This window comes from Paenibacillus catalpae, assembly GCF_900112695.1.
Taxonomy (GTDB): Bacteria; Bacillota; Bacilli; order Paenibacillales; family Paenibacillaceae; genus Pristimantibacillus; species Pristimantibacillus catalpae.
Window position 1 is genome coordinate 403,358 of record NZ_FOMT01000006.1, and the last position, 24,762, is coordinate 428,119.

At 52.1% G+C, this 24,762-nt stretch carries 22 protein-coding genes; 14 read left to right on the forward strand and 8 right to left on the reverse strand.

Annotated elements, in window-relative coordinates; all coding sequences use genetic code 11:
- Positions 1 to 101 precede the first annotated feature (101 nt).
- Complete coding sequence (locus BM200_RS26410) at positions 102 to 578, forward strand: MarR family winged helix-turn-helix transcriptional regulator (protein ID WP_175533035.1); 477 nt, start codon at positions 102 to 104, stop codon at positions 576 to 578.
- Positions 575 to 3,763, forward strand: a complete 3,189-nt coding sequence (locus BM200_RS26415) for an MMPL family transporter (RefSeq protein ID WP_091189814.1) — start codon at positions 575 to 577, stop codon at positions 3,761 to 3,763. Before BM200_RS26410 ends, BM200_RS26415 begins: the two co-directional genes overlap by 4 nt.
- 235 nt (positions 3,764 to 3,998) lie before the next feature.
- Here the strand turns inward: BM200_RS26415 and chrA are convergent, their stop codons facing one another.
- The 3 genes from chrA to chrS all read right to left on the reverse strand — a co-directional run bounded on the left by chrA (position 3,999) and on the right by chrS (position 5,682).
- Positions 3,999 to 4,535 carry a chromate efflux transporter ChrA gene (gene chrA / locus BM200_RS26420; RefSeq protein WP_091189816.1) on the reverse strand — a complete coding sequence of 179 codons (537 nt, stop codon included), beginning with the start codon at positions 4,533 to 4,535 and terminating at the stop codon, positions 3,999 to 4,001.
- Positions 4,535 to 5,101: a chromate efflux transporter ChrB gene (gene chrB / locus BM200_RS26425; protein WP_091190134.1), complete on the reverse strand. Its 567-nt coding sequence runs from the start codon at positions 5,099 to 5,101 to the stop codon at positions 4,535 to 4,537. The genes chrA and chrB overlap by 1 nt, the downstream gene beginning before the upstream one ends.
- A 98-nt stretch (positions 5,102 to 5,199) precedes the next feature.
- Positions 5,200 to 5,682 (reverse strand): chromate efflux transcriptional regulator ChrS, encoded by a 483-nt coding sequence (chrS, locus tag BM200_RS26430; protein ID WP_091189817.1) that lies wholly within the window; start codon positions 5,680 to 5,682, stop codon positions 5,200 to 5,202.
- Between the two features lie 219 nt (positions 5,683 to 5,901).
- Between chrS and ggt the strand changes: the two genes are divergently transcribed.
- The 5 genes from ggt (at position 5,902) to bcp (ending at position 11,248) form a co-directional block, all read left to right on the forward strand.
- Complete coding sequence (gene ggt, locus BM200_RS26435; RefSeq protein WP_091189819.1) at positions 5,902 to 7,482, forward strand: gamma-glutamyltransferase; 1,581 nt, start codon at positions 5,902 to 5,904, stop codon at positions 7,480 to 7,482.
- 29 nt (positions 7,483 to 7,511) lie between these two features.
- Positions 7,512 to 8,705 carry an amidase gene (locus BM200_RS26440; RefSeq protein ID WP_091189820.1) on the forward strand — a complete coding sequence of 398 codons (1,194 nt, stop codon included), beginning with the start codon at positions 7,512 to 7,514 and terminating at the stop codon, positions 8,703 to 8,705.
- Positions 8,702 to 9,556: a fumarylacetoacetate hydrolase family protein gene (locus tag BM200_RS26445; protein WP_091189823.1), complete on the forward strand. Its 855-nt coding sequence runs from the start codon at positions 8,702 to 8,704 to the stop codon at positions 9,554 to 9,556. The genes BM200_RS26440 and BM200_RS26445 overlap by 4 nt, the downstream gene beginning before the upstream one ends.
- A 124-nt stretch (positions 9,557 to 9,680) precedes the next feature.
- Positions 9,681 to 10,754 (forward strand): asparaginase, encoded by a 1,074-nt coding sequence (locus BM200_RS26450; protein WP_175533036.1) that lies wholly within the window; start codon positions 9,681 to 9,683, stop codon positions 10,752 to 10,754.
- 32 nt (positions 10,755 to 10,786) lie between these two features.
- A complete protein-coding gene (gene bcp / locus BM200_RS26455; protein ID WP_091189826.1) occupies positions 10,787 to 11,248 on the forward strand; it encodes a thioredoxin-dependent thiol peroxidase in 462 nt (153 codons plus the stop codon).
- A gap of 75 nt (positions 11,249 to 11,323) precedes the next feature.
- On the opposite strand, the gene BM200_RS26460 is transcribed toward bcp, so the two are convergent.
- Entirely contained in the window at positions 11,324 to 11,707 is a 384-nt protein-coding gene (locus tag BM200_RS26460) for a VOC family protein (RefSeq protein WP_175533037.1), read from the reverse strand.
- A 138-nt stretch (positions 11,708 to 11,845) separates the two neighbouring features.
- On the opposite strand from BM200_RS26460, the gene BM200_RS26465 reads away from it, so the two are divergent.
- Positions 11,846 to 12,805, forward strand: a complete 960-nt coding sequence (locus tag BM200_RS26465) for an aldo/keto reductase (protein ID WP_091189829.1) — start codon at positions 11,846 to 11,848, stop codon at positions 12,803 to 12,805.
- Positions 12,806 to 12,843: 38 nt separating this feature from the next.
- Here the strand turns inward: BM200_RS26465 and BM200_RS26470 are convergent, their stop codons facing one another.
- Positions 12,844 to 13,941 (reverse strand): S-layer homology domain-containing protein, encoded by a 1,098-nt coding sequence (locus BM200_RS26470; RefSeq protein ID WP_091189830.1) that lies wholly within the window; start codon positions 13,939 to 13,941, stop codon positions 12,844 to 12,846.
- 226 nt (positions 13,942 to 14,167) lie between these two features.
- Positions 14,168 to 16,021: an LTA synthase family protein gene (locus BM200_RS26475; protein WP_091189831.1), complete on the reverse strand. Its 1,854-nt coding sequence runs from the start codon at positions 16,019 to 16,021 to the stop codon at positions 14,168 to 14,170.
- A 253-nt stretch (positions 16,022 to 16,274) separates the two neighbouring features.
- Here BM200_RS26475 and BM200_RS26480 point away from each other — a divergent pair, with 253 nt between their 5' ends.
- A complete protein-coding gene (locus BM200_RS26480) occupies positions 16,275 to 17,213 on the forward strand; it encodes a D-alanyl-D-alanine carboxypeptidase family protein (RefSeq protein WP_091189833.1) in 939 nt (312 codons plus the stop codon).
- Between the two features lie 82 nt (positions 17,214 to 17,295).
- Here BM200_RS26480 and BM200_RS26485 read toward each other — a convergent pair whose 3' ends face one another.
- Positions 17,296 to 17,451 carry a DUF1540 domain-containing protein gene (locus BM200_RS26485; protein ID WP_091189834.1) on the reverse strand — a complete coding sequence of 52 codons (156 nt, stop codon included), beginning with the start codon at positions 17,449 to 17,451 and terminating at the stop codon, positions 17,296 to 17,298.
- Between the two features lie 193 nt (positions 17,452 to 17,644).
- Between BM200_RS26485 and BM200_RS26490 the strand changes: the two genes are divergently transcribed.
- Positions 17,645 to 18,607: a nucleoside hydrolase gene (locus tag BM200_RS26490; RefSeq protein WP_091189836.1), complete on the forward strand. Its 963-nt coding sequence runs from the start codon at positions 17,645 to 17,647 to the stop codon at positions 18,605 to 18,607.
- Between the two features lie 10 nt (positions 18,608 to 18,617).
- On the opposite strand, the gene BM200_RS26495 is transcribed toward BM200_RS26490, so the two are convergent.
- Positions 18,618 to 19,934, reverse strand: a complete 1,317-nt coding sequence (locus BM200_RS26495) for a deoxyguanosinetriphosphate triphosphohydrolase family protein (protein ID WP_091189837.1) — start codon at positions 19,932 to 19,934, stop codon at positions 18,618 to 18,620.
- Positions 19,935 to 20,094: 160 nt separating this feature from the next.
- Between BM200_RS26495 and cls the strand changes: the two genes are divergently transcribed.
- The 4 genes from cls (at position 20,095) to BM200_RS26515 (ending at position 24,746) form a co-directional block, all read left to right on the forward strand.
- Positions 20,095 to 21,543, forward strand: coding sequence for a cardiolipin synthase (cls, locus tag BM200_RS26500; RefSeq protein WP_091189838.1), 1,449 nt, complete (start codon positions 20,095 to 20,097; stop codon positions 21,541 to 21,543).
- A gap of 448 nt (positions 21,544 to 21,991) precedes the next feature.
- Positions 21,992 to 22,378: a Fur family transcriptional regulator gene (locus BM200_RS26505; protein ID WP_091189840.1), complete on the forward strand. Its 387-nt coding sequence runs from the start codon at positions 21,992 to 21,994 to the stop codon at positions 22,376 to 22,378.
- A complete protein-coding gene (locus BM200_RS26510; protein WP_175533038.1) occupies positions 22,363 to 23,154 on the forward strand; it encodes a winged helix-turn-helix domain-containing protein in 792 nt (263 codons plus the stop codon). Before BM200_RS26505 ends, BM200_RS26510 begins: the two co-directional genes overlap by 16 nt.
- Before the next feature lie 134 nt (positions 23,155 to 23,288).
- Positions 23,289 to 24,746, forward strand: a complete 1,458-nt coding sequence (locus BM200_RS26515; RefSeq protein WP_091189843.1) for a catalase — start codon at positions 23,289 to 23,291, stop codon at positions 24,744 to 24,746.
- Positions 24,747 to 24,762 lie beyond the last annotated feature (16 nt).

A 24,762-nucleotide genomic window follows, 5' to 3' on the forward strand; every position in this document is an offset into this window, starting at 1 on the left:
TGTTTTCTGGTTGACCGGCAGTTTATCCATTTGCTATAGTTCTACTGTTGAATAGTTCTACAGTGAAACTAAATGATTCGGAAAACGAGAGGAATACAGATATGGTTATAGACAACGAAATGCTGGGGCAAATCATTCGGCGATATGAAGGGGCTCATTTCACCGTAGAACGCAGGCTGGCTGCGATGTTCCGCGATTTGATGCCGGAGGAGCTGACGTTTGATCAGTCCTCAACGCTGCGTTATTTGCGGACGGTGGGGGTATGCACGTCCACGGAGCTTGCGGATACGTTCTGCGTGGGCAAAAGCTCGATTACCGCCATTATTACGCGGTTATTCGATAAGCAGCTGCTGGAGAGGCTTCCCGACGAGAAGGACCGCAGGGTCACGCTGCTTCGGCTGACCGAAGAAGGTGAACGAATGGCTGATGCGGTGGAACGCAAAATCCAGGAGTTGATTGCAAAGTACCTGCAGCATTTTGATGAGGAGGAAGCACTCGCGTTTATTGAGACTTATGAGAAGCTGGCCATGGTTATGTCACAACCGCCGGGAGATGGAGAGGAGTTAGAGAAAAAATGAAGACGGTAATCAAAGCAAGATGGATTCTTCTTGTTGTCTGGATTGCTGCAATGGTTGGATTGATGCTGAGCGCACCCAATATGCAGGAGCTTGTCCGGGAGAAAGGGCAGGTTAACGTGCCTGACGGCTATTCCTCCACTATCGCTTCAGACATGGTGAAGGAGATTGGCACGAAGGACTCCGGGGGCGGGGGCGCCTCCACCGTGCTGGTGTTTCACAAGGACGGCGGCTTATCGGATGACGATCTGGCGAGTGTACAAAGCGGTATCAACAAGCTGAAGGAAGACAAGGGTGAGCTGCGCATTACTTCTCTGACGACGCATTTCGATACTCCGGAGCTGGCAAAGCAGATGGTCTCGCAGGACGGCTCTACTGTGCTGGCGCTCGTTAACGTGAATCTGGATGGAGCGGAGCTGGCTGAAGTCCGCGGTCACTTGTATGACGCGCTCAAAGACGTAAAGATTGAGCATTATTACACAGGCAACTGGCTTATCTCGGAGGACGTTGTAACGAGTTCCCAGGAAGGGCTGAAGAAAACCGAATTTATTACAGTAGGCTTTATCCTTATTATCCTGTTCGTTGTGTTCCGTTCGGCGGTGGCGCCAATCGTACCGCTTCTGACGGTAGGCTTTACTTATATGGTGACGCAGTCCGTTGTCGCTTTTCTGGTCAAATATATGGATTTCCCGTTGTCCAATTTTACGCAAATATTCCTCGTTGCCGTATTGTTCGGGATCGGTACGGACTATTGTATTCTGTTGATCAGCAGATTCAAGGAAGAGCTGTCGCACCGCGGCGGCAATATTCCGGAGTCTATCGTGGCTACTTACAAAACAGCAGGCAGAACGGTCCTGTTCTCGGGCCTTGCTGTTCTGGTCGGCTTCGCATCGATTGGGTTCTCGACCTTTATTCTGTACCGTTCGGCAGTCGCGGTAGCCGTCGGAATTGCGGTACTGCTGCTGGCGCTGTTCACGATTGTGCCGTTCTTCATGGCGGTGCTTGGTCCAAAGCTGTTCTGGCCTTCAAAGGGTTCGCTAGAACATAAGCCAAGCGGCTTGTGGGGGGCAGTCGGCCGCTTCTCGTTGAAACGTCCGCTTTGGGCGCTGGTTATTTTGGCGGTGCTGATCGTACCCTTCCTGACCGTTTACAAAGGCTCGCTGTCGTTCAATTCGCTCGACGAGATTGGCGACAAATACGATTCGGTAAAAGCATTCAACATTATCGCGGACGGCTTTGGGCCCGGCGAATCGCTCCCGACTACGGTTGTTGTGAAGTCGGATGAACCGATGGATACATCGGACGGCCTGGCGGCACTTGAGCAGATCAGCCGTGAGCTTGGCAAGGTTGACGGCGTTAAAATCGTCCGCAGCGCAACGCGCCCAACCGGCGAAGCGATGGATGATTTTCTCGTCTCCGATCAGGTGGGAACGCTGGAGGACGGTCTTGGCCAAAGCGGTGACGGATTAGGCCAAATCGGCTCCGGATTATCCGAGGCCAGCTCCGAGCTGAGCAAGAACGGTCCAAAGCTGAATGACGCGGCTGCCGGCGCAGGCAAGCTGGTGGATGGCACCAATGCGCTGAAGAGCGGTATTGATCAGCTGGGTACGGGTCTGAAGCAGATTGAGCGCGGTCTGCAGGACGGCTCTGCCGGAGCGAAGGAATTAACAGCCGGGCTTAAGCAAGCCCAAGCAAGCGCGGATCAGCTTGCGGCGGCAAGCCGGGATCTGCTGGGAGGTTATCGGCAGGCTGGAGCGGGTTTAACGCAGCTGGCGCAGGCTTATCAGTCGGTTGCAACGGAACAGGCGAAGCTTGCAGACGGTCTGTTGAGCCTGGAGCAAGGCATCTCGGGTCTTACCGCAGCGCATCCGGAGCTCGCTGATGATGCGGCTTATCAGCAGGCGTTAAGCTCGGTGAAGCAGCTTGGTCAGGATGCATCCGGCATCAGCGAACAGCTGGCCCAGCTGAATATGCAGCTGACGGGCGTAAGTGGAGGGCTGGAGCAGGCGAACGCCGGCTACAAGCAAGCGGCGCACGGCCAAGCAGCTCTTGCGGCAGGTCTTGCCAAGCTGGCAGACGGTATGGCCAATCTGCAAAAAGGGATTGAGCAGGCGGCTAACGGCCAAGGCCAGATTGTATCGAAGCTGCCCGGTGTAACGCAAGGTTTGGATCAGCTCTCCAGCGGACAAAAGGAGCTGCAGTCCGGCTTCGCCGAGCTGAACAGCCAGCTGGGTCAGCTGACGGACGGACTTGATCAAAGCGTCGACGGCTTGGCGCAGGTGACGGACGGTTTGTCTTCCGCAAAAGGATATCTGAATGAGCTTTCCTCTTCGCCAAACAAACAGATAACCGGATGGTTCATCCCGGATGATGCGATTGGCAATGACGAGTTTCAGCAGGCGCTGAACGTGTATATGTCCGAAGACCGCAAATCGGTGAAGTTTGATGTTGTCTTCAACGGCAACCCCTATGAAGAAGAGACGATGACGCAGATTGACGATCTGGAAGCGGCAGTCGAGCGCGGCGTGCAGGGCACGGCTTTTGACGGGCGCGTCACGTATGCGGTTGGAGGCGTGACCAGTATGAATCATGATTTGAGCAATATTTCGAATGCGGATTATTCCCGCACCGTGATGCTCATGATCATCGGCATTTCGATTATTCTGATTATCCTGTTCCGCTCCATTATTATGCCGCTGTATATGATCGCTTCGCTTCTTGTGACGTTCTATACGTCAATGGCGATTACGGAAGTAATCTTTGTTCGAATGCTTGGCCACACCGGCATCAGCTGGGCGGTTCCGTTCTTTGGCTTCGTGATGCTCGTGGCGCTTGGTATCGACTACAGTATCTTCCTTATGGACCGCTTCAAGGAGTACCGCGATGAGATGTCTCCTACGGAGGCGATTCTTGCGGCGATGAAAAACATGGGCACGGTTATCATGTCGGCGGCCCTTATACTGGGCGGTACATTTGCGGCGATGCTTCCTTCGGGCGTAATGTCGCTGCTGCAGATTGCTACCATCGTGCTGTGCGGATTGTTCCTGTATGCGCTTGTTATGCTGCCGCTGTTCATTCCGGTCATGGTGCGGGTATTCGGCAAAGCGAATTACTGGCCGTTTATGAAAGAGGATGGCGAATACGTGCCGGCAGGACGTGAAGTTCGAACGCATTCCAACGAGCAGTAAGAAATGGATGTAAATGTAAAAAGCGGCTGTGCGTAACTTAAGCACAGCCGCTTTTGTTAGTTTGTACGGCAATAGTCAGCCGTCTGGCCAGCTTTGCCTGCGCTGCCTTGAAACTCAGGCGAGTGTATGGGATAGCTGTACATTGGAGATTGTCCAACTTACACTTTCCTGTCTGTCCCTTGATGCTGTCTACGTTGGATTTTATCCAGCTGACTTCAGGGATAGCTCCATTCTGCTAGATATTCGCCAGCACCGTGCCGCCGTAAACAAAGGCGATGCAGATGACGATGGCGGGATGAATTTTCTTCCGTTCCATCAGCCAGTAGGCAGCAGCAGCGATGCCAAGCGTCTGCCACAGGTTGGTGGAATGAATCGACGTATCCACCATCTGCCAGGTGAGCAGCACCATCATGATTGCTACAACCGGCTGTACAAGCAGCGTCATTCCTTTCACAATCGGGGATTGGCGGTGCTTCTGGAGCAGCTTCAGCAGGAAGATGAGGGCAACGGCCGAAGGTATAACCGTTGCTGCTAATGCAAGAACCATACCGGGCAAGCCGAATATGTCGTAGCCGACGAAGGCGGCGATTTTCGTTGCGATCGGTCCGGGGAGAGCGTTACCCAGCGCAAGGATATTGGAAAACTCGGCGTCGTTCGTCCAGCCGTAATGCGTGACGATCTGATTGTACATCAGCGGGATAGAGGCGGGTCCGCCGCCGTAACCAAGCACGTTGGCGACAAAGAAGCCGATGATGAGGTCGAGCCAGTCCATTACTCTCCGCCTCCTTCAGAGCGTACGCGCCGTTTGTTTTTCCACTTGGCGACCCAGCCTGCTGCTTTGAAATGCACAGCGCCATATGCAAGAAAGGAGACAATGACGATGGCATCCTGAATATTAATAATTTGCAGGAGGAGAAAGGCAACGGCAAACATGGCAAACCCCATCCATTTGCCAAGCCCTTTGACCGCGCGGTTCGCAAATTCATAGGCCATAACGCCAAGCATAACGGCGATGACCGGAATAACGGCGGCGATCATCCCTTGAATGACAGCTGAGCCGCTCAAATATTGCACGGCCGACAGCAGGGCGATCATCGCGATAGCCGAAGGCAGAATGTGCGAGAGGACGGAGACGACAGCGCCAAGCCAGCCTTTGCGGCGGTAGCCGAGGTAAGCAGCCATCTTTGTTGCAATCGGTCCCGGAAGGGCATTGGCAAGCGCGAGAATTTCGGCGAATTCATCGTCTTCGATCCAATGATACCGGGTAACCGCTTCATAGCGGATAAGCGGAATAACGGACGGTCCGCCGCCATAGCCTAATACACCGGTTTTGAGCATCGCCCATACGATTTGCCCGTAATCATTCAAGCCGGATGGCCGGCCGGTCTGCGGCGGCGGAGCTCCCGGCTCCAGCTTGGTCGTTGTTGTTTCCATCGTTACAGCCTCATTCCCATCCGACTTTTGTATCGGTTAATCAGCACCTGGCAGTCGACCCCCATAATACCGGGCAGCGGATACAGCTTCTCCCGCATAAAGGCCTCCATCTCCTGATTGCTCGTGAACAAGCCGTGCATATGCAGCTTGCTTGGTCCTGTCATATGATACAGGCTGGTGACAACCGGCTCATCGGCTAAGCGGTCCGCGACTTCGTGGAGATACTTCGGTTCTACCTCCACGTTGAAAAATGCGCTGACCGTAATGCCGATCTTTTCCGGATTAATAACAGCGGTAAACCGTTCAATGACGCCTTCTTCCATCAGCGCATTGATGCGTGCCTGTGTGGCAACGCGGGATAAGCCGATATCTTTGGCTAGATCCGTGTAAGATATTCTGCCATTCTGATGCAGGGCAGAAATGATTTTACGATCAATTTCATCGATCTGAACGTTTTCAATGGGATTGGAAGTGCGATGCTGCATCTTTAGTGTAGCTCCTTTCGGTGAACGAGTATATGCAAAAGGTATGTAAAAGACAAAGATTCATTACTATATGCATAAATATATAACCATTTTTGTTCATCATCAACAAAAATTACAGAAGTGGCCTTCGTATCCGTTGCCGGGTAAGGGGAGCCGTGTTATTTTTAACATAGAAGATTAAATGATGTTAGTAAACCTGACTTACGAGGTGGCATGGGGATGGAGAAGCCGGTAACAGGAACAAAAGCGATGGTAGTTAGTCCGCATCATTTGGCAACATCGGCGGGTGCACGTGTCTTGGAGCGGGGTGGCAATGCGTTTGATGCGGCGATCGCAATCAGCGCCTGTCTGGCGGTTGTTTATCCGCATATGACGGGGGTTGGGGGCGATTCGTTCTTCCTTTCCTATCACGCTTCGGACCGGGAGGTGCGGGCTTATAATGCAAGCGGCCGGTCTGGCAGCGGGGCTGCGAGAGAAGTCTTTGCCGATGTGGAGGCTATCCCGACCAGAGGGCCGAGGAGCGCCATTACCGTACCCGGCATGGTGGACGGCTGGTATGCGGTGCAGAACCGGTACGGCCGTTTAACGTTCGCGGAGGTGCTGGAGCCAGCGATGACGTACGCTGCGGAAGGCTTCCCGATGTCACCGGATCAACATGAACATACCAGGCAGCATGCCGATATGCTTAGAGAGTATCCGACAACGGCCGATATTTATATACCGGGAGGACAGATTGTACCGGCGGGAGAGCGGTTTATCCAGCCGCAGCTAGCGGCTACTTTAAGGAAGCTGGCGGAAGAGGGAAGGGATGGCTTCTACCTTGGAGAAGTGGCAGCTGAGATTGTCCGCTTCCTGCACGCAGAAGGCGGTCTGCTGACGGAGGAGGATTTCGCAGCACATAGCGGTGAGTGGGTGGAGCCGATCCGCGGTTCCTACCGGGGTTACGATCTTTACCAGGCGCCGCCGAATTCGCAAGGGTTCACCGGTATTATGGCGCTGCAGATTCTCGAGCAGTTCGATCTCGCGGCGATGGAGCATGGCTCCTACGAGTATTATCATGTATTGACGGAAGCGCTGAAGCTGAGCTTCCGTGACCGCAACCGGTATTTGACGGATCCGGCCTTCTCGGCTGTTCCGCTTGACCGGCTGCTGAGCAAGGAATATGCGGCAGAGCTGGCGGCATTAATTAATCGTGATGCAGCCGTGGACATCAACAGCCAGCCTGTCGGGAGCGATACGGCTTATGCGGCGGTTGTGGATAAGGACGGCAATGCGGTTTCTTTTATACAAAGCTTGTATTTCGAATTTGGCTCTGGTGTTGTGGCGGGGGATACGGGGGTACTGCTGCAAAACCGCGGATCCTTCTTCTCGCTCGATCCTAATCATATTAACCGGCTGGAACCCCGGAAAAGGACCTTCCATACGCTTATGCCGGCGATGGCCTGCCTGAACGGAAAGCCAAGCTTTCTATACGGTACGCAAGGCGGGGAAGGGCAGCCGCAGACCCAAACGCTGATGCTGACCCGGATGATTGACTTCGGCATGAACCCGCAGCAAGCCGTCAGCGAGCCGCGCTTTGTATGGGGCCGCACTTGGGGAGCGCCAACGCAGGAGCTGAAGCTGGAGGGACGGATTGCCGATGAGGCAGTGGATAAACTGGCGGCTGCCGGACATCTTGTCCGGAGGCTTCCTGACTATGATGGCGTGATGGGGCATGCACATGCTATTGCAATAAGCAAGGACGGTTTATTAAGCGGCGGATCGGATCCGCGTTGTGACGGTTCGGCTATCGGCTGGTAGGCCAAGACAAGAGAGGGAGGGATTATTCCATGATCGATACGTACAACGCGTTTGTGCAGCCGGAGCTTGAGCTGCCGCCGGTTGGAGAGGGGCTGCTCAGCGGCCTGACATTTGCAGTGAAGGATGTATTCGCGATAAAAGGGTATACAAGCGGGGCCGGCAACCCGGATTGGCTGCGTACGCATTCGCCTTGGGAGAAGACGGCCTCCTCTATAAGAAAGCTGCTGGCATCGGGAGCCCGCTTGACCGGCATAACTCACACCGATGAATTAATGTATAGCATTAACGGTCAGAACGATCATTACGGCACGCCGATTAATCCCAAAGCCCCCGACCGGATACCGGGCGGCTCGTCCAGCGGCTCGGCGGTTGCCGTTGCAGCCGGGGCTGTCGATTTTGCCCTCGGGACGGATACGGGAGGTTCGGTCCGGGTACCTGCCGCTTACTGCGGTATATATGGATTCCGCCCATCGCATAACATTGTGCCGATTGACGGGGTCATTCCGCTGGCCCCCGCTTATGATACGATCGGTTGGATGGCGCGGGATATCGCCTTGCTCAGCAAGGTAGGCGAGGTCTTGTTAGCCGGTGCCTCCGATGACGTGACGCCCCGGGGCTTCCGCAGGCTGATCTTTGCCGAGGAAGCATGGGAGAAGGCGGAGGCTTCCTGCCGCGGCAGTCTGGAAAGCAGCTGTATACAGCTCTTGCAGACCGAAGGGCTTAAGCAGGAATGGCGCTCGATCGCGCCGGAAAGCCTGGAAGTGTGGAGCCATGCGTTCCGGACGACGCAGGGACGGGAGATCTGGCAGACGCATAGCGAGTGGATCGTTCGGGAGAAGCCGGTGTTTGGCGAAAGCATTGGAGCGAGATTTGCTTCAGCAAGTACGATAACCGATGAGGAGGTCGAGAGGGATGGGGCATTGCGCCGCGTCATCCGTAATCGGCTGCATGAGCTGCTTGGCGACGACGGCCTGCTCGTGATCCCGACGATACCGGGTGCCGCACCAAGCCGTGCCATTAACGGTACGGCTAATGAGGAACGCCGGTTCCGGACGATGCAGCTGTCTTGCATCGCCGGTTTGTCCGGACTTCCTCAGGTGACGATTCCGGCGGGTGAGGTCGACGGAGCGCCAATCGGGTTATCCCTGATTGCTGGAACGAAGCAGGATTTGAAGCTGCTGCGCTGGGTGGAGCGGTTCGAGAAGGAGGCGGCAAAAGGGTGAAGCTGGCAACCATTGTACATGACGGTGTGGAGCAGGGCAGCATAGCCGTGCCCGAAGGTTACGTAACGCTGGCGGAGCTGAACCGCATCATAGGCGCGAGCTGGCGGACGGACGTGTTTGGACTGATTACAAACGGTCAGCTGGAGGAACTAACGGCCTGGTATAACGCCGGCGGCCGGGAAAAGCTTGATGAGCTGCCCGTTATTCCGGTCTCGGAAGCGGGCTTTGCGCCGCTCTACCGCCATCCCCGCAAAATATGGGGAATCGGCATGAATTATACGGCTGATGCCGATGAGCTTGCCGCCCTTCGGGAGGAGGAGCCGGTCAGCTTTATGAAGCCGGACACAACGATTATCGGTAACGGCGAAGCCATTGTGCTGCCTCCGCAATCCCAGCGGGTAACCGCCGAAGCGGAGCTCGCTATTGTTATCGGCCGGACATGCCGGAACGTAACGGAGGAAGCAGCGCCTGATGCGATCGCCGGTATGGCAGCGGCCATTGATACAACAGCGTCGGATATTCATGCGCGGCATATGCGGTATTTGACAAGAGCGAAGAGTTTCGATACGTTCTTTACCTTTGGTTCAGAGCTTATCACTCCGGATGAGGCAGGGGCGCTGTCGGAGCTCCATGTCGAGACCTGGCATAACGGCGGACTGGCACATGCGAGCAAGCTGGCGAATATGATTTTTCCGCCAGCCTATCTGATTGCCTTCCACTCTCAAGTAATGACGCTTCTGCCGGGTGATGTGATCTTGACCGGAACGCCGGGTGCGGCCGTGATCCGGAGCGGTGATAGGATCGAGTGCCGCGTGAATGGCTTGTCACCGCTGCGGAACGAAGTGCGTTAACCTTGCGTGCAACAAGTCCGGTTTAGTATGATTTATGGTGCATATGGGGACGAATGAATAATACATACATACATACATACATACATACCATATGCCAATTGCTGAAACGGAGAGGGATGTACAGATGAGCCAAATACTTGTAATGTTCACCGGGGGAACAATCGGCAGCAAGAATAATAACGGCGCGATCTCGGTGAATGAAGCCGGCTCTTACCATTTGATTGATGCTTATATGGCGAGCCCGCTAAAGCGGGATGCGGACCTTGAAACGGTTCAACCGATGAATATATTGAGCGAAAATATTGTGCCGTCGGACTGGAATACCTTGATTGCGGCGATCAGAGCCGCTGATCAATCCAGGTACGACGGTATTATTGTGACGCATGGCTCGGATACGCTTGCCTATTCGGCGGCGCTTCTCAGCTTTGTTTTATGCGATCTGACGATCCCTCTGGTCCTTGTAGCGAGCAATTATCCGCTTGGCGACGAACGGGCGAACGGGCTGAGCAATTTTGCGGCAGCAGTGGACTTTATTTCGGAGGATGCGGCTCCGGGCGTATTTGTTACATACCTCAATGACAAGGGAGAAACGATTGTTTACCTTGGCAGCCGCATTACGCAATGCGAGTCGTTCACCGACCAGTTCGACAGCCCTTACAGCATGCCTTATGGCATCATGACCGGAGGAAGATTGGTGCGTTACGACCATCCGTTTAATCCAACTCATGAGGAGCTCCGCACGCGCCAGCCGGTTAGCAGCCCATGGCTGGAAGACGGCGAAGGCATCCAGTCCGGCATGCTGTATATCCGTCCTTTTCCGGGACTGAACTATTCGTATTATGATTTCTCCGTGCATAAACCAAAGGCGGTGCTGCATGACCTGTTCCACTCCGGAACGGCGAATGCGAGCGCTGCGGATTCCCATTCCCTCCTGCAGTTTGCGCAGTATTGCGCGGAGCATGGCGTTGACCTGTATCTCTGTCCGCTTAAAGACAGCAGCGAGGCCATGTATGCCTCGTCTATCCGTCTGCTGGAAGCGGGCGCGGTCTTTATCGAGAATATGTCTGTTGAAGCCGCTCTTATGAAGCTGACCCTGGCTTACTCGCTGCCGCTTGGCAAAGAAGAGATTCATGCGCTTGTCATGGAGCAGCCGCTCTTCTACGAATTTGTGGCTAATCATGGTAAACTGGGCGTATGAAGGATAACTGATAAGAGGAGAGGTGCTTATTCATGACGCAAGTGCAAGTAGGACAAGCTGTACCGGATTTTACCCTGCCGGCTTCAACGGGCGGCAATATTTCGCTGTCTGACTACAAAGGCAAGAAGCTGGTTATTTATTTCTATCCGAAGGATAATACGCCGGGCTGTACGGTGGAGTCCTGCGACTTCCGCGATTACAACGGGCAGTTCAAGTCGTACAATACGGAAGTAATCGGCATAAGTCCGGATGATCTTGCTTCACACGATACGTTTATCTCGGACTTCCAGCTTCCGTTCCCGCTGCTCGCAGATACAGAGCATGGCGTATCCGAGCTGTTTGGCGTATGGAAAGAGCGTACCTGGAACGGCGAAACGTTCATGGGAATCGAGCGCTCGACTTTCCTGATTGACGAGAACGGCGTGCTGGCACGAGAATGGCGCAGCGTATCCGTAGACGGACACGTGCTTGAAGTTCTTGAGGCAGTAAAATAAACGAGCAACAAAAAAAGCCTCCAATTCCACTCATGGTGGATTTGGAGGCTTTTTCATTCGGTTGATAGGTATGTATTACCGCTGGAAGAACTCGATTCGCTCGCCTTCCGGTCCGCTGATGAAGAAGTAACGGTAGCCGTTTGGCAGTGTCGTAATATCTTCGTCGATGAAGGTGACGCTCGTCTGTTTCAGGCGCGCGAATTCCGCATCCACATCATCCACATAAATCGCGAAGTGATGAACGCGGCCTTCAACAGGCAGCTCGCCGTTATAATGCTGAATCAATTCGATCTCTGTTTCGTCAGAATCCCCAAATCCGAGAAAAGCCAGTTCAATAACGCCATTGGTATGAGTCAGGCGGCCTTTCAATGTCAGACCTACAAATTCCTCGTAGAAGCGGATCGTCGCTTCCATATCTCTTACCATTATCCCCACGTGATCGACGCGTTTGCGTGCCATGTTCATTGCTCCTTCTCCTCTAGTTTGACCCATCATAGGCATTCAATCTTTCATTGTCAAGCAATGAAGAGGAGAGTATAATGAGAAATAATTCCAAGTAATTTCATGGGTATTATATGATAAAAGGAGGCAGGAGGAATGGAGACAAGAAGGCTTGGCAATAGCGGGCTGTATCCATCGGTTGTTGGTTTCGGGGCATGGGCCGCCGGACGAAACGGATGGGGAAATGTAGAGGAGAAGGAGATCAGGCTCGCGATTGATAAGGCGGTTGATCTGGGCATCACCTTTTTCGATACGGCTCCGGTCTACGGGTTTGGGGAGTCGGAGAGAGTGCTGGGGCAAGCGCTGAAGGCTGTGCGGGATAAAGTGCTGATTGCCACCAAATGCGGCCTAGTCTGGGATGACCGTTATGAGATCGATATCGACTTGTCGGGCGAGAGTATTATCCGAGAAGTTAATGACAGTCTCCGCCGCCTGGACACCGACTATATTGATCTTTACCAGGTTCACTGGCCCGATTCGAAAGGAACAGTACCGGTGGAAGAGACGTTCTCGGCCTTGAATGAGCTGGTTCAAGCAGGAAAAATCCGCAGCATCGGCGTATCGAATTTCTCCGTCCATCAGCTGGTAGCGGCGCAGTCCGTTGCACCTATTGTCTCCCTTCAATCGCCGTACAACCTTCTTCAAAGGCAGGTCGAATATGCCGAGCTTCCATATTCCGAGAAGCAGCAGCTTGGCTTTATCCCCTACAGTCCATTGGCACAAGGGCTTCTAACCGGAAAGTTCAACGCGCTTACCAAATTCCCGGATAATGATATCCGTTCCTATGGCAATCCTCTCTACAAACGCGACCAGTTCGAAGGCAATGTGCTGAAGGTCGAGCTGCTTCAGGGAATTGCAAAGTCCATCGGCAAGCCGCTTGGCCAAGTCGCGATTAATTGGCTGCTCTACAACAAGGCGGTTACTACGGTTATCGCCGGTGCCAAGACGGCCGCCCAGGTGCAGGAAAATGCGGCTGCCTCGCGCTGGAAGCTGTCCCGCGAGGATTATGAACAGATCAGCCGCTTGTTCGAGCCGGATTCTTCCTATGTCATATAAAAAGAAGGCCTGCGGATATCCGCAGGCCTTCATCTTCCTTATTCAGCGGCTACTTCTTCTTCGCCAGATGGTTCTTCAACGTCATCAGAGGAGAAAAGATAGATTTTCCAGCTGTTGTCTTCCATTTTCTTAAGCTGGTAAACACCATCTCTTGGAACGGTTTGCGTGTCTTTCTCGCCTTCTCCTTCAAAAGTTACGTTGTAGGTGCTGCCCGTTGCGTGAATAACAGCAAAACGGTCTGTTTTCGACACGATTTCATATTTTTGCGGTGTCAGCTTTTCCAAAGTGAGCTTATAGCCTTCCTTGGCCATTGCCGAATAATCTTCATAACCATAGATCGTTTCGGCCAAAGCGTAACCAGTCATATACTTAGGCAGAACTTCGCCAAGCTTGGCGAATTCTTGCGCGTTAATTACTTCTGCTTCTTTTGTCTCGTATTCATCAATCAGAGCTGTAAGAGCAGCGTCTTCAGGCAGGCTGCCTTTTTGCAGATCAAGCGCACGCTGGATCATAACAACAGCTTCAGCACGCGTTGCGTTAGCGTAAGGTTTGAACGTTGTTGCGGTAGCACCACGTACAATGCCGGCTTGGCTTGCTTGTGCAATGAATGGCGTAGCGAAGTATTCAGGTACGTCTGTGAAGGTTTTTGCTTCGCCTTCAAATTTGACTGTCGAAGTGAACGCGCGAACGATAATCGTTGCGATCTCGCCGCGTTTGATCAATTCATTCGGGCCAAACTTCGTTTCGGTCAGACCGTTTACGATCCCAAGGGAGCTTGCGATCCGGATTGGCTCGGAGTACCATTTGCCAGCTTCAACGTCAGCAAAGGTTTTACCTGTTTCTTCTGTTGTCAGGCCAAGCGCACGTACCAGGATCGATACGAATTCCGCACGGCTAATAGATAAGTCCGGTTTAATCAGGGTATTGCCGTCAGAGTCATGGGAGCCTTTGAGCAGGTCAGCGTTAACGAAGTTGTCAAGCGCATCGTAAGCCCAGTGCTCTTCAATGTCAATCGGGTAGTAAGTGTCGAGTACTTCTTCCGCGGACGCAGCGCTTACTTTGGAAGCCTGGAACGGGAGGGCGAGCAGAACAACTGCTGCCAGAAAAACAATAAGACTACGGGATAAGGTTTTCATTTCATATTCCTCTCTTAACGTAATGATTTTGTAAATAGATCCTTTCTGATACTACCAGATGAGAGGTCCCAGTACTAGAGAAAATTAGTAGATTGAAGGGAAAATTATCTAAAATAAATCATTGGAACTATATGGAATAAAAATGAATCCACGTATACGAAAAAAAGCCGACCCTTATTCATAAAAGGTTCGGCTTCTTTCTGTTATAAGACAGGCCTGCCGCAATCTACTTCCAATTAGGAAGCTGGCTGACATAGCTGTCGGATAATTTCAGCAGCTCCAGCGCGCGGTTGAATTGGTCCTGCGAATCCAGGGAGACGGCGCTTGCTCCCGGGAGGGGAAGATGTGTGCCGTCCTCATAACCGCTGCCGGACAGGAACAGCTCCTCGCTGCTGACGAATGAGCCGGTTGGCAGGTAATAACGCTGCGGCAGCAGGTTCACCGTCGTGTTGTTCAGTATATCTTGACCGAAGTGAATCTGCTTATTGAGCGAGAAGCCAAGCAGGTTCGCCACCGTAGGCAGAATATCGACCTGGCCGCCGAGCTGGGTCAATACCTCCGGCTGTGTAATGCCGGGAGCGGTAATGATAAGCGGGATGTGGATCATATCAGCAGAGCCGTACTCACGCCCATAAATCTCCTGCATCAATTCCTTGTCATCGCGGTCAAGCGAATAAATCGGCAGACCAAGATGGTCACCGTACAAGACAACGACGCTGTTATCCCAGATCCCGCGCTGCTTCAGATCATCTATGAACAGGCCAAGCGCATAATCGGCATAGTTCTGGGCGCGGACATAATCGCCAACGAAGGTATCCTCATACCGCTCGGGAAGCCCCATCTTATATTTGCGTTCCGGTATCGTAAACGGATGATGGGCGGTCATCGAAATGACTTGTGCATAGAACGGCTTATCGCTTTGATCCATTTTCTCGAGCTCGGCTGCGGTCTTGGCGTACAGTACCTCATCCGAGGCGGCGAAGAAGACCGAATCCTCCTCGCCGAAGAACTTCTTATCGTAGTAGCGGTTGAAGCCAAGAGCCTTGTACAGCTCGCCGCGGTTCCAGAAATCGACGATATTCGTATGGAACGTAGCGGTATCATAGCCATGCTCTTGCATCAGTCTTGGCAGGCTTGGGAGCTCCTTCTTCGGATAGACCTGCGTTGCCGCCCCGTTTGGCGGTATATAATAGGAAGTATTGACGATAAACTCGGCATCGGAAGTATTGCCCTGGCCAACGCCTTGATAGAAATTATTGAAATAATAGCTTTCATTGGCCAGCTTGTTCATGTTTGGCGTAATTTCCTGGCCGTCTATCTTCAGATTAATAAGGAAGTTCTGGAACGACTCCATTTGAATAATGATCAGGTTTTTGCCGGAAGCGGCATTCCACAGCTTGGGCGCAGCCGGTTTGTTAATCTGTTTCAGCTCGTCAATCGTGGCTTGCGTAATCTCGGAAGGATTCACAAGCTCCTGATCTTTATTGGAAAAAATCGTATAGGCTTCATAGTTGAGAATGCCCATTTGCTCCGCTTTCACAATTTCATTCATGCTGGCACGGTTCGGCACGATATTGAACAGGCAAAGGACAAGCGAGATCCCAAACAAGGTCGCAAGCACGCGCCGGCTGACTTTCTTCTGGCTGGCCGCTTTCCAATACTGCCCCTTCTGACGGCGGATCAAATAATAACCCATGACGATAATATCAATGAAGACAAGCAGATAATAAGGGTCCATCAGAGAGAATACGCTGTTGCTGACGGCTGTAACCTGATTGACTTGATTCAGGGCTACATAGGTGACAATAACGCCATAATATTTGTAGTACATTAATACTGCGAACAGGATAGCGGTCATCAGAAGGTTAGCGCTCAGATAATAGACCAGCTTTCGTTTGGTTGCGAACCATTCAATCAAGCAGAACACAATTAATGCAAATGGAAGCTCCTTAAGCAGGGTTGTCCAGTTCGGTCCGCCGAAGACGACCATCCAGGTCAGAAAGCTCTTAAGCAGAACAATCAGAGAGAATGCGAGAATGGGTCGTTTGCTGAACAGCCTTTTTGGTGCTAGATTTGACACGTTTTCGCCGCCTTTCACAATAAAGACAGGCTATCATCAAAGCAGCCTGTCATGTGGTGTCTTAATATTTACGATATTATTTACTTCATTATGCTTGGCTGGAAGATGATTGTCAAAGGCAAAACAAGTATGCCAGTCTTGGGAAAATGTCGTCAACAAATGTTGCAACTTTTTAAGACATTATCAAGTCTATTCGTTTATAGTAGAGAGGACAGAACGTTCCATATTAAATAAGCAATTAAAGGAGTGCAGCATGAGAAGAAACGTACAGAAACGTAGAAGACGCGGATTAGCTTTTATCGCGGTATGCGTGGTTGCTATTGCAGTCATTCTGTTTATCCGCAATGAAAATTTAACGGCTGAGACTCCTCCTGAGGAGACATCGGCTAATAGCCAGACTTCAGAACAACCGGATCCAACGGTATCCGAATCTCCCGTTGTATCTGACGAGCCTTCGGACACACCGTCGGACACGCCGACTGAGACACCGTCAGACGAACCATCGGATGAACCTTCTAATGAACCATCGGACAAGCCTTCGTCTACGGATGAACCATCGAAACCGGCAGTTGCGACAGCGGGCGAAGAGGACGGTTACGCCGTTGTTGCCCAGCCGGAGAGCGTAGCGGTATTGGTAGACAAGCAGTACAAGCTGCCTGACGGTTACGAGCCAACGGATCTGGTGTATCCAGACGTGCGCTTTACATTCAGCGAGAAAATCGACAAGCGCAAAATGCGCAAAGAAGCGGCAGGCGCTCTGGAAGATCTGTTTGCCGGTGCGGAGAAAGACGGAATTTACTTGGCCGGTGTATCGGCTTACCGCTCGCAGGCGACGCAAAAGTCGCTCTTTAATCGGTATGTAAAGAAAGACGGTTTGGAAAAAGCGTTGACCTATAGCGCATTCCCGGGTACAAGCGAGCATCAGACCGGTCTTGCGATTGACGTATCGGGCAGCGACGGCAAATGTGCGGCCGAGGATTGCTTCGGCGGTACGCCTGAAGCGGAATGGCTGGAGGATCATGCTCCGGAGTACGGGTTTATTATCCGCTATCCGGAAGGCAAAGATGCAATTACGGGCTACAAATACGAGCCTTGGCATCTTCGTTATGTAGGCGAGGAATTGGCACAGGAGCTTGAAGATAAAGGATTAACTCTTGAAGAGTATTATAACGCAGTTCCGGTTACAAAATAATAGAGTCGAACGGGACGGCGCTTAGCTTCCGATGCGTGTGATTGATACATGGCATGGGGCTCAAGCGCCGTTGCCCATTCTTTTAGATCTTTGGCTCAAACGTTTTGCAGTCGGTTTCATCGGAATTGCTTGCTTGTTTCGAACGGTTATTCACTACATAAATCGAAGTAGCGGCGCAATGATTGCCTGCAGCCCAATACTTGCAGGAGTTTACTTCGCATAATACATCCTTAGCCATGGATATCACCTCCTGAAAAGAATGGCGGAGCCATTCTTGCTTCGTAAGCATGAGCTTAAAGAATTATCATACAAACAGCATAAATTCGGCTGTTGGTGATGATTCTTGCTTCGTAAGCCTGGGCTCCTCTTATAGGATGGACAAACGCGAGTCGGTTTTATACTTATGAAACTTATGAAGGGATGGAACAACAATGGGAAAAAAGCTTTATTTTAATCATGACGCGGGGGTAGACGATCTTGTATCGCTGTTTCTTGTTCTGCAGATGAAGGATGTCGAGCTGATCGGGGTATCGGTTATTCCGGCAGACGGCTATCTGGAGCCGGGGATGGCGGCAAGCCGTAAAATTATCGACCGTTTTGGAGCGCCAGGGGCGAGCGGCAAAATCGAGGTTGCCCGTTCGAATTCAAGAGGACGTAATCCTTTTCCGGCGGAATGGCGGATGCATACGTTCTTTGTGGATGCGCTGCCGATTCTGAATGAGCCTGGCAAGGTCTATACGCGTGAAGCAGAGCAGCCAGCCCACAAGCATATGATTCAGCAGCTGCTTGCAGCAAGCGAGCCGGTTACCTTGCTCTTTACCGGTCCTCTTACTGATTTGGCGAGAGCGCTGGACGAAGCGCCGGAGATCGAGGAGAAGATCGAGAAGCTGGTCTGGATGGGCGGCACATTCAACGAGAAGGGCAACGTACAGGAGCCGGAGCATGACGGCACGGCGGAATGGAATGCCTTCTGGGATCCGGAGGCTGTCTATCGCGTATGGAACAGCGGGATCAAGATTGAGCTCGTAGCGCTGGAGAGCACGAATAAAGTGCCTCTTACCGTACCCGTGCGCAACCGCTGGGCATCGCTCCGCAAACATGCCGGACTGGACTTCGTAGGGCAATGTTATGCGGCTTGTCCGCCGCTGGTTTATATGGAGACAAACTCTACCTATTACTTATGGGATGTTTTGACGACGGCGGTTGTGGGCGATCCAAGCCTGGTACAGATGGAGACGGTCCGCAGTACCGTTATTGCTGACGGCCCAAGCCAAGGCCGCACGGTCGAGACCGGAGACGGGCGGCCAGTCAGCCTTGTTTATGACGTGGAGCCGGAACGGTTCTTCGATTATATTACAGCGTTATCCCAAAACGCTGAACTGAACCCGGCCTAGGGCCGGGAGGTTAGTCCATTTCATAGATGGAACCGGATTTGCTCGCGTACAGCTCGGCGTAGACCTTCTCTGCATAAGCATCGGTCATGCCGGAAATATAGTCCGCAATGAAGCGGGCCCAGGTCCAGTTATGCTTGTGCTGGTCGAAGCTGGCCACCCAGTCGGGCGGCAGAATAAGGCGTCCTTGCTCGGGTCTCATGAAGCTGTCCCACAGACGGCGGATCATGATTTCGCTGCGCATCTGCAGCCGTTGTACGCGGAAATCCTTAATCAGCGTTACCCAGGCAAGCTTCTTCAGGATCTCCATCGTGCGCAGCAGGTCGATGTCCTGCTGTCCTTCCAGTACGAACGTTACTTTCTTCCAGCCTTTTGCCGGATCCTCGATAATCCCGACACGTCCGGCAAATACGCTGACCCACCGCGCTTTCATCTCTCTGCGCGTTCTGGATGATTCATGATCATACAAGGCGTACAGCTCTTCCCACTGCTGCAGATAAGCAGCCAGCACACGCTTCACCATCGCCGGAATATCGACCTGATCCCAGCCTACGTCCATATTGCCCTGATCTTCTACGATTTCCTGTACCAGGTTGTCGATCAGCCGCTGATCTTCAAAGAAGGTGCGGTTCATCTGGATTTTGCCGGCACGGATGCCGTCCTCAATATCATGGGTGGAATAGGCGATATCATCGCAAAGGTCCATTAGCTGGGCTTCCAGCGTGGAACAGCCTGTCGGCATCACCCATTGCTCGCGTATATGGTTAATGGCATGCCACTCCGAGCTGTATAGACCTTTCAATCTGCCCGGTTCATCCAGGGAATAAGGATATTTGTTTGTAGCCAGCAGAACGGCTGCCGTCAGATCAAGTCCGCTGCCGCTGCCTGCGCGTTTCTCCAGAAACATGAGGATACGGAAGTTTTGAGCGTTGCCCTCGTAGGCGAGGCCGTGTTCCTTCATTAGAAGCCGGTTCAGAACTTCTTCGCCCTTATGGCCGAATGGCGGATGCCCCAGATCATGGGCAAGCGCAGCGATTTCTACGACGGACGGGTCCAGAACGAGGCCCGGATGTTCCTTTTTACTTAGAAAAGGATATTGTGTTCCGAGGCGCCGTGCCACTTCGCGGGCAATCTGCGATACCTCAAGGGAATGGGTTAATCTTGTCCGGTAATAGTCGCCCGATCCGGCGCCAAACACCTGTGATTTGCCTTGCAGCCGCCGGAAGGCGGGGGATTGAATAAGCCGCGCGTAATCCCGTTCATATTCATCGCGTTCTTCACTGAATGTGCTGAGCGCTGGTTCGTCTAATCGAAATTTTCTTAAGTCCATGGTCCTTCCTCCTATGCCGCCCGCACCTAAATTAGTTTTCTGAAAATTGTAGCATATTTCATTCTTAATAAGAATGTTTGTGTAAGGTTTGAACATCTTTCGTGCTTGAGGTATGCTCTAATTAACGTTTTTATCCATATATTGAGGTGCTGGTCTAGCTATGAATGTCGTGCAGGATATCTCTACGGTCTTTATCGTCCTGAATATATTGCTGGCGCTGGCGGTTATTTTCCTCGAAAGAAGAGATGCAAGATCGACCTGGGCCTGGCTAATGGTGCTTTATTTCCTGCCAGGGGTCGGCTTTGTTCTCTATCTCATTCTCGGGCAGCGGCTGCGTAAGCGGAAGCTGAATAAGATGCTCGTGGAAAGCCAGCGTATTATTGAGGATTCCATTGAAGTTCAGAAGCTTCAATTAGAAGAGCGGCAGATCGCGTTTAATGATCCCGCTACCATCAACTATCAGAGCATGATTCACATGAATCTGGTAGGCAGCTTCGCGCTGTATACGCAGAACAATGCGGCACAAATTTTTACAACCGGAAAGAGCAAGTTTGATGCGCTGCTGCGAGATATTGAGTCCGCACAACATCATATTCACCTTGTCTATTACATTGTGCGTAATGACAATCTCGGCAACCGGCTTATTCAGGCGCTGGTGGAGAAGGCGAAGCAGGGCGTACAGGTCAGGTTCCTGTATGATCATATCGGCAGCAAAGGTCTTCCGAGGAAATTCTTCAAGGAGCTTAGAGATGCAGGCGGTCAGGCGGCAGCCTTCTTCCCGTCGCGGATTCCATATGTGAATCTGAAGATCAATTTCCGGAATCACCGCAAGCTGGTTATCGTTGACGGACGGATCGGTTATATCGGGGGCTTTAATATTGGGGATGAGTATTTGGGCCGTGACAAATATTTCGGGGAATGGCGGGACACCCATCTGCGTCTTGAGGGAAGGTCGGTCCTGCAAATGCAGGCGCAGTTCCTGATGGACTGGAATCTGGCCTCCTCGGGAATGGTTGAGCTGGACTATCATTACTTCCCGCGCCACTTCCAGACGGTGGGAACCATTGGCATGCAGGTCGTGGCGAGCGGACCGGATTCGGCATATCAGCAGATTAAGGATGCCTATATCAGAATGATCTATTCTGCCAAGAAAAGCATCTACCTGCAGACGCCTTATTTTGTCCCTGATGAAAGTCTGATGACGGCTCTCAAGATCGCAGCCATGTCCGGTATCGAGGTGAAGGTGATGCTGCCGAGCAAGCCGGATCACTTCTTCGTCTATTGGGCTACCCATTCGTATTTGAGCGAGCTTCTGGAGGCCGGCGGCAAGTGTTATATTTACGAACGGGGCTTTCTGCATGCGAAAACGCTCGTGATAGACGGTCAGGTGGCTTCCGTTGGCACGGCTAATATTGATAACCGCAGTTTTAAGCTTAATTTCGAGATGAACGCTTTTATTTATGACAGTGCGACGGCTGGCGAGCTGGAGAGAATATTCGAGCATGATCTCGAGGACTGTTATGAGCTTACAATCCACAAATATTTGAAGCGGCCGCTGATGAACAAGTTCAAGGAGTCCATCGCGAGGCTGCTGTCGCCTATCCTATAATCCGCACAACAAAAAGGGATTCCGCTTATCAATGATAACCGGAATCCCTTTACCTTTCTGAATCGCAATTATTCAATTTCGTAGCTCTCCATTCTACAACTTGCGTTGCCATAATATCGGATAAGTATTGAATCGGATCAAAAGCCCGACCTTCCTATTGGGTTCCCGCATGTCCGGTTAACCTTGAGAGGTCTCCTTTCCGGAATTAGTAGGACACGCTTCGCTAACTTACTGCAATGGTCTATCCCCTTTCGTTTGGTGTAGGTCTATCATAAACTATTGTTTCAATTTTGTAAATATTCTGATAATTATTTTTTTGTATAGCCTGACAACGGATTCTATAACGTAATCGCATGACATATAGGAAGAGAATTGAATTTGGGTTGATCTCGCTGCTATTTAGATTTATACTTAGTCTAAATTAACTCATTTTAAGGAATGAATCGATATGACAAAAATAAATTTAACGACACAGCGGAAAGCGATTCTCGAGGCGATTCAAGATTCCCATGATCATCCGACTGCCGCAGATGTTATTGAGCGGCTTCGTGACAAGGGCATCAGCTTTGCTTACGGAACGGTATACAATTCACTCCGGTATTTGAGCGATGCCGGCCTTATCCGGGAATTAAAGCTTGGAGAGGCGGTCAGCCGTTATGACGCAAGAATGGACGACCATCATCATATCATGTGCAAGCAGTGCGGGCGCGTAGAGGAAGTGTTGACCGAATTGCCGGAGGAATGGCTCAGGAAAATTGCGGCTGAAACGAAATTTACCGTCCAGGACGCACATGTTGTATTAGAGGGGGTATGCGAGTTATGCGCCAGCCGGTAGAAGACAATCGAGCGGAAGGCATGCCGCCCGGTGCCGTTGCCCGGGAGGGCAGCAGGTCAATGGAGGATCTGTTCGCGGAGGGAAAGGCATGCTCCCTGACGAAGCGGATTATGACGGTCAGTCCCTTTCCCGAAAGAATGAATAGTCTGCTGCATTTGCTTACGGCCGAATGCTTCGATCTGTTTACGCTTCATGATCTGAACAAGGCCTTCGTCAGCAGCCTGCAGCCGGAGCTGATCATTTATGATGCTACTCCACATCCGCTTATACCGGATGCCGTAGATGCCCTGCATGCTGCCATGACTCAGACTGCGCACATTAACGGCGCTTCACTGTTGTTCCTGGTCCACGAGGATGCTCGGGTTATGGCTGCGGCTATTCCGCAGCATGCCGAGCTGCTCGTATGGCCTTCGAATCCGCAGACTGCACTTCAACAGGTGAACCGGATGCTGGGGGAATGGAAGGCTCCTGATCAATCCAGCTATCGGTTCAAGGACTTAACTGTTGATCTGAAGAAAATGGCGGTGTACCGCAGCAGTGAGCGGATTGAGCTGACCAAGACCGAATATGATCTTCTGCTCATGTTCCTGACATCGGGAGGGGCCGTACTTACCCGAGAGGCGATGTTTGACTCCGTGTGGGGAAGCCAATATTTTGGCGGTAGCAATGTCGTTGACGTGCATATCAAGACACTCCGCCGCAAGCTGAAGGACAGTGCCGTCGCGCCGCATTACATTGCAACGGTGCGCGGGGTCGGGTACCGGCTTGTGGAGTAACGGGGAAATGTATCTCTTCATTTGTTCTTCATTATGATTTCATCTAACGTTCATGACACGGTTGAGCCATAACCTTACAATAGGATTATAAGATTTAGATCAAGTCTAAATATAAATAATCCGGAGGTAACCATATGATCAACCATTTAACAACGAACCAGGGAACACCAGTTGGCGATAATCAAAATTCCAGAACAGCGGGTCAGCGCGGCCCGACATTACTGGAAGACTATCATCTGATCGAGAAGATCGCCCACTTTGACCGGGAGCGGATTCCAGAGCGTGTTGTTCATGCCCGTGGAGCCGGCGCACATGGCGTATTCCGGGTCGCAAACAGCATGAAGGAGCATACGAAAGCTGCGTTCCTTGCGGAAGAGGGGAAAGAAACCGATGTATTCGTCCGGTTCTCCACCGTTATTCACGGTACGGGATCGCCGGAGACGGCGCGTGACCCGCGGGGGTTTGCCGTGAAGTTCTATACGGAGGAAGGCAACCTGGATATTGTCGGCAACCATCTGCCGGTCTTCTTCATCCGTGATGCGATCAAATTCCCGGATATGGTGCATTCCCTGAAGCCGTCTCCGCGCACGAATATTCAGGAGCCTGGCCGTTATTGGGATTTCATGACGCTCTCGCCGGAATCGACTCATATGCTTACCTGGGTATTCTCCGATGACGGAACGCCTGCTTCCTACCGGGAGATGGATGGCTTTGGCGTTCATGCATTCAAGTGGATTAACGGGCAGGGCAAAGTGACTTACGTGAAGTACCATTGGAAGTCGAAGCAGGGTGTCCGTAATTTCACGGCTGCAGAAGCTGGGGAGATGCAGGGTAAAGACTTCAACCACGCGACCCGGGACTTATACGATTCAATCGAACTCGGCAGTTATCCGGAATGGGATCTGCATGTGCAGCTGATGCCGAGCGAGCATCTTGACCGTTATTCGTTTGATCCGCTGGATCCTACGAAGGTATGGCCGGAAGATATGTATCCGCTGCAGCTTGTGGGCACGATGCAGCTGAACCGGAATCCGGACAACTATTTTGCCGAAGTCGAGCAGTCGGCTTTTGCCCCAAGCGCGCTTGTACCGGGGATTGAGCCGTCTGAAGACAAGCTCCTGCAAGGCCGCCTGTTCTCGTATCCGGATGCGCAGCGCTACCGTCTTGGCGCGAACTATTTGCACATTCCGGTTAACTGCCCGTATGCGCCGGTCCGCAACCATCAGCGTGACGGTGCGATGACGATGAAGGCCGATTCTCGGGCGGTCAACTATGAGCCTAACAGCTCTTCCGACAGCCCGCAGGAAGCTCCTGAATATATGGACAGCCATGCGCCTCTGCAAGGCTCTGCAGGACGCCGGAAGATCGATAAAACCGATGATTTCACGCAAGCGGGCGAGCGCTACTTATCGCTGTCGCCGGAGCAGCGGGATAATCTGGTCAGCAATCTGGTGAATGACCTGAAGCAAACGAATGAAGCTATTCAGCTGCGCGCGGTATGCAACTTTTTCCGTGCCAATGTGGAATTCGGCATCCGTCTCTCGAAAGGGCTTGGCGTAGATATCAGCGCCTATATGCAGCACCAGCGTTAATATATAACCGGTACCA